The following is a 5,264-nucleotide window of genomic DNA, read 5'->3' on the forward strand; positions in this document are numbered from 1 at the left end:
TCCAAAAACTAGATTTTGGCCTTTGATATCATGTCCGGTAGCATCGGAGCGTGTATAAAATTAAGGTGACAATAGGATAAAACCTTCTGCCTCCTGCCTCCAGCATAGCTGCCTTCCTTCCAGCAAAGTCTAATTATTCAAACAGACATGATATGATTCATAATTGAGGGTCATTTGCAGCAGATATGTCTTCTATAAAGAGAAAAAACCATGGTCAAGATTGAAGATACACAAGAAAGAAAAAGACTGATTGAAGATCGTAACTCATTAAAACCTAAAAAATGGCGGGAGGAAGTTAGCCAGGGTGATTTATCCCCTGGTTGAATAACGACGCGCGGGTTTTAACCCGGTGTTACTTTCCGGTTTGGTTTTCAATGTACTTCCTAACAGTCTCCGTTGAAGCATTTCCGGTTGTAGCACAGAAAAAGCTAGGGGTCCAAAGTGTGGGCAATTTTAGCAATAAGCGGAAATTCTTTTCTCAAATGATGAGAAGCTCTACCTTTGACTCGTTTGATAATGACAGAGGCTGCAAAAGTTGGATCAACTTCTAAAAATAAATGTACATGGTCTGGCATTATTTCTAATGCTATTAGTCTCCAATCATGCGAGCGTACATAACTCAAAAATAATCTGTTGCAACCGTTGTTTTACGTCATTTGGTGAAAAACCCGAAAGGTGGGAGCCATCAGGAAAGCGTGTTAATCGTGGTTTGTACCGTTCAGCAACAGGTAAATTGATTAATGCCGATGCTAATGGTGCTGGAAATATTATCAAAAAAGTAGCAACACAGCTAAGTTTAGATTTAGCCAAGGTTGGTAGGGAAGTTTTGATGCTTCCACAACGATATAAGTTGGACGATCTAACTAGAAAATATCGTAAGCAGTGTGTCGCGTGGCTTTAGCCCGCGTAAGCATATCCGCTTAGAATCCAGGGTGTTTTAACCCCTGGAGACATCAAATTTAGACTCTGATTTCAAAAAGAGAGCTGATTGGTTCTTGCAAAACCGTCAGGATTTGACAAAAGGGGAGAATGTTTACTTTGATAATACAGACAGTAATCTCATGGAAGGAGGAGTAGCTTTCTCTCTAGTTAACCCTACCAGACTCCGATTAGTTCTGAAAAGAATGCTTGATGAATCTGAATTTTTCGGACCTTATGGTATTCGAGGATTATCTAAATCTCATGAGCCACCTAATTCCTATAAATTACCTTTTAGCATCAGAACAAAGAGTGGCAACTACATTCAACCTGAAGTAGAATATGAGCCAGCAGAATCGAGATTTGGTCTGTTTGGAGGTAATTCTAATTGGCGTGGTCCGGTTTGGATGCCTGTTAACTTTTTGATTATTGAATCCCTGCGAAAATACCATTACTGTTTAGGAGATGATTTCAAAGTAGAATGTCCTACAGGTTCAGGAAATATGATGAATCTTTCGGAGGTAGCTGCAGAAATTTCTCATCGTTTGATCAAAATTTTCTTGCCAAAAGATGGTCAAACTCAACGACCTGTTTATGGCGCAACGGAAAAGTTTCAAACTGACCCCAATTGGAATAATTACATTCTGTTCTATGAGTATTTTCATGGGGATAATGGTGCAGGTATTGGAGCTAGTCATCAAACTGGTTGGACAGGAGTAGTAGCAGAACTAATCCAACAACATGGTGCTTATATTGCTAGAGGAAAACGCCCTGAGTAGAAATTAGTACAAACTAACACAATTCCCTCCGTGGCAATCTCCTAAAATAGAGATTGCTGTGGCTAGTATATCGCGATCAAGACAAGTACAGCGAGGCCGAACCACTTTACTAACCTGCTTTAGCCATCTATGAAAAAGCATATGGTGGTGATGAAGGAGTCAGTCCTCAGTCCTCAGGAGTCAGGAGGGAAGAAGAAAGAGGAGTATAAGGAGAAAGTTTTTTGGTCGCGTAAGCGGAAAGGAGTTCTATAAATCACCAACGCCAAAAATCAAATCAATTATTGCACAGAGACTATCGATTCTTTCCCCCTACTCCCTACTCCCTACTCCCTACTCCCTACTCCCTACTCCCTCTTTTCTGGAGATGTCTTATGAATTATGGCACAATATTAAGGACAATTAAACAGTCCAAATAATTCATATTATCTATGACCAAAACCATACCAGAATTACCAAGCAAATACGACGCATTCTCAACTGAGGCGAAATGGCAGAAATATTGGGAAGAAAACAACACTTTCAAAGCTGACCCCAACCATCCAGGCAACCCCTATTGCATTGTCATCCCCCCTCCTAACGTTACAGGGCGCCTCCATGCAGGTCATGCTTTTAACAACTCCCTCATTGACGCTCTCATTCGTTACCATCGGATGCGCGGTGACAACGCTCTCTATCTCCCCGGTACGGACCACGCGAGTATTGCCGTGCAAACTATTCTGGAACGGAAACTGAAAGAAGAAGGCAAAACCCGCTATGATATTGGGCGAGAAAAATTTCTGGAACGCGCTTGGGAATGGAAAGCTGAGTCTGGCGGTACTATTGTTAACCAACTACGTCGTTTAGGAGTTTCTACAGACTGGACTCGCGAACGTTTTACCCTGGATGAAGGTTTATCAAAAGCTGTCATTGAAGCATTCATGCGTCTCTACGAAGAAGGTCTCATTTATCGCGGTAACTACCTGGTCAACTGGTGTCCTGCGAGTCAGTCTGCTGTTTCTGACTTGGAAGTTGAAAATAAGGAAGTTAATGGCAACCTCTGGCATTTTCGTTACCCTCTTACTGATGGCAGTGGTTATGTGGAAGTTGCTACTACTCGTCCGGAAACAATGTTGGGAGATACTGGTGTCGCGGTTAACCCCAATGACGACCGCTACAAAAATCTCATTGGCAAAACTCTTACCCTACCAATAATGGAACGGGAAATACCTATTATTGCGGATGAGTTGGTTGACCTTGAATTTGGTACTGGTTGTGTCAAAGTTACTCCCGCTCACGACCCCAATGATTTTGAAATGGGTAAACGTCACGACCTACCATTCATTAATATTATGAATAAGGATGGCAGTTTGAATGAAAACGCGGGACCGTTTGTTGGGCAAGACCGTTTTGAGGCGCGGAAAAATGTTGTGAAACGGTTAGAGTCAGAGGGTGTTTTGGTCAAGGTAGAGGAGTATAGTCATAGCGTTCCTTATAGCGATCGTGGCAAGGTACCAGTCGAACCTCTACTCTCAACTCAGTGGTTTGTCAAAATTAAACCGTTGTCTGAGAAAGCGCTGGAATTATTGGATAAGCACAACCAACCGAAATTTGTTCCCGAACGTTGGACGAAGGTTTATCGCGACTGGTTGGTGAAAATTAAAGACTGGTGTATTTCCCGGCAACTTTGGTGGGGTCATCAAATTCCAGCTTGGTATGCTGTGAGTGAAACTAATGGAAAAATTGCCGATAATACTCCTTTTGTTATTGCTCGCTCGGAAACGGAAGCGTTGGAGCAAGCAAAAGCAAAATTTGGTGCTGATGTCAAAATTGAACAAGACCCAGATGTGCTTGATACTTGGTTTTCATCTGGTTTATGGCCATTTTCAACATTGGGTTGGCCTGAAAACACTCCCGACTTAGCAAAATATTATCCGACCAGCACTCTTTCTACTGGTTTTGATATCATCTTTTTCTGGGTTGCTAGAATGGCAATGATGGGAACTCATTTTACTGGCAAAATGCCGTTTGAAACGGTTTATATTCACGGTTTAATGTTAGATGAAAAGGGCAAAAAACAATCTAAATCTGCTGGTAATGGTATTGACCCTTTATTGTTAGTTGAAAAGTATGGAACTGATGCTTTACGTTATACTTTGATGCGAGAAACTGCCGGAGCAGGGCAAGATGTGAGAATGGATTATAATCGGGAAACTGATGAGTCTGCATCGGTGGAAGCTTCTCGAAATTTTACTAATAAAATTTGGAATGCTGCTCGATTTGTGATGATGAAATTAGAGGGTAAATATCCTCAAGAATTAGGGGAACCGGAGCAGGAGAAATTAGAGTTAGTTGACCGTTGGATTTTGTCTCGTTTCTATCAAGTTGTACAGCAAACTTGTGATTATTTAGATAATTATGGTTTGGGGGAAGCTGCGAAGGGTCTTTATGAATTTATTTGGGGAGATTTTTGTGATTGGTATCTGGAATTAGTTAAATCTCGCCTTCAGGGTGAGGATGAGATTTCTAAGTTAGTAGCACAACAAACATTGGCTTATGTTTTGGATGGAATTTTAAGATTATTACATCCTTTTATGCCTCATATTACTGAGGAAATTTGGCATACTTTGAATCAAGTTGGTGAGGAAGATTGTTTGGCTTTACAGTCTTATCCGAAGTTGGATAAATCTTTAATTAATTCGGATTTGGAAGCCGAATTTGAATTATTAATTGGGGTAATTCGGACTATCCGAAATTTACGGTCTGAGGTTGATATTAAACCAAAGGTAAAAATCACAGCAATTTTGCAGAGTGAGAATGAAAAAGAACGGAAAATTTTGAGTAAAGGTGAGGTTTATATTCAAGATTTAGCTAAGGTCGAAAAGTTGAATATTACTCCTAGTGTTGATGCGGAAGTTGGTCAAACTATTGCAGGTGTTTTTGGTACTGTGCAGACTTTAATTCCATTATCAGGAGTAGTAGATATTGAAGCTTTATCTGCTAGGTTAGAGAAGAAATTAGGAAAGTTAGAAAAAGAGATTTTGTCTACTTCTAAACGATTGAGTAAACCAGAATTTGTTAAGAAAGCTGATGCTAAATTTGTAGAGGAAACAAAGAATAATTTAGCCGAGGCAGAAAAACAGGCAGAAATATTACGCGATCGCCTGAAGCAGTTAAAGTCAAATTAGGCTTATTTGGTTGGGTTTAGTTATTATCTATCCCAACCTTTAATTTTGAATTTTAAAAATAACAAAAGGAAAGAAATTGCCAGCAAGAGATATTTATCATTCAGTTGTTAAACAATTGGATTTTCTATAAACTGAATAAATTGTTTCCCTAAATCTGTTGTTATACTTTTTTGGGAGTTATATTTAACATCTGAGATAATTTTGTCAATATTTTTAGTATGTTTGACAGTTCTAAAATTGTTTTCATACTTACGACTATCAGGAGTAGTAGATATTGAAGCTTTATCTGCTCGGTTAGAGAAGAAATTAGGAAAGTTAGAAAAAGAGATTTTGTCTACTTCTAAACGATTGAGTAAACCAGAATTTGTTAAGAAAGCTGATGCTAAATTTGTAGAGGAAACAA

Annotated in this window: 6 protein-coding genes; 4 read left to right on the top strand and 2 right to left on the bottom strand. The window is 39.6% G+C overall.

Annotated features, from left to right (window positions below; all coding sequences use genetic code 11):
- Positions 1-352: 352 nt before the first annotated feature.
- Both F6K13_RS35220 and F6K13_RS16930 read right to left on the bottom strand, forming a co-directional pair.
- The gene (locus F6K13_RS35220) at positions 353-460 is read right to left on the bottom strand and encodes a transposase (RefSeq protein WP_353735677.1); all 108 of its coding nucleotides are present in this window, start codon (positions 458-460) and stop codon (positions 353-355) included.
- The gene (locus tag F6K13_RS16930) at positions 429-575 is read right to left on the bottom strand and encodes a transposase (protein WP_240038719.1); all 147 of its coding nucleotides are present in this window, start codon (positions 573-575) and stop codon (positions 429-431) included. The genes F6K13_RS35220 and F6K13_RS16930 overlap by 32 nt, the downstream gene beginning before the upstream one ends.
- An 8-nt stretch (positions 576-583) precedes the next feature.
- On the opposite strand from F6K13_RS16930, the gene F6K13_RS16935 reads away from it, so the two are divergent.
- The 4 genes from F6K13_RS16935 to F6K13_RS35225 all read left to right on the top strand — a co-directional run.
- Complete coding sequence (locus tag F6K13_RS16935; protein WP_338043109.1) at positions 584-901, top strand: hypothetical protein; 318 nt, start codon at positions 584-586, stop codon at positions 899-901.
- A gap of 94 nt (positions 902-995) precedes the next feature.
- Positions 996-1,697, top strand: coding sequence for a hypothetical protein (locus F6K13_RS16940; RefSeq protein ID WP_205127184.1), 702 nt, complete (start codon positions 996-998; stop codon positions 1,695-1,697).
- Positions 1,698-2,125: 428 nt separating this feature from the next.
- A complete protein-coding gene (locus F6K13_RS16945) occupies positions 2,126-4,861 on the top strand; it encodes a valine--tRNA ligase (protein WP_124142675.1) in 2,736 nt (911 codons plus the stop codon).
- 330 nt (positions 4,862-5,191) lie between these two features.
- A partial coding sequence (locus tag F6K13_RS35225; protein ID WP_353735678.1) for a hypothetical protein occupies positions 5,192-5,264 on the top strand: 73 nt, incomplete at its 3' end.

The organism is Okeania sp. SIO2B9 (assembly GCF_010672505.1).
Classification (GTDB): Bacteria; Cyanobacteriota; Cyanobacteriia; order Cyanobacteriales; family Microcoleaceae; genus Okeania; species Okeania hirsuta.

Bases quoted from the DNA above. Each gene is read 5' to 3' on its own strand.
- F6K13_RS16945 (WP_124142675.1), top strand. From the start codon at position 2,126: ATGACCAAAACCATACCAGAATTACCAAGCAAATACGACGCATTCTCA.
- F6K13_RS16930 (WP_240038719.1), bottom strand. From the start codon at position 575: ATGCCAGACCATGTACATTTATTTTTAGAAGTTGATCCAACTTTTGCA.
- F6K13_RS16935 (WP_338043109.1), top strand. From the start codon at position 584: ATGCTATTAGTCTCCAATCATGCGAGCGTACATAACTCAAAAATAATC.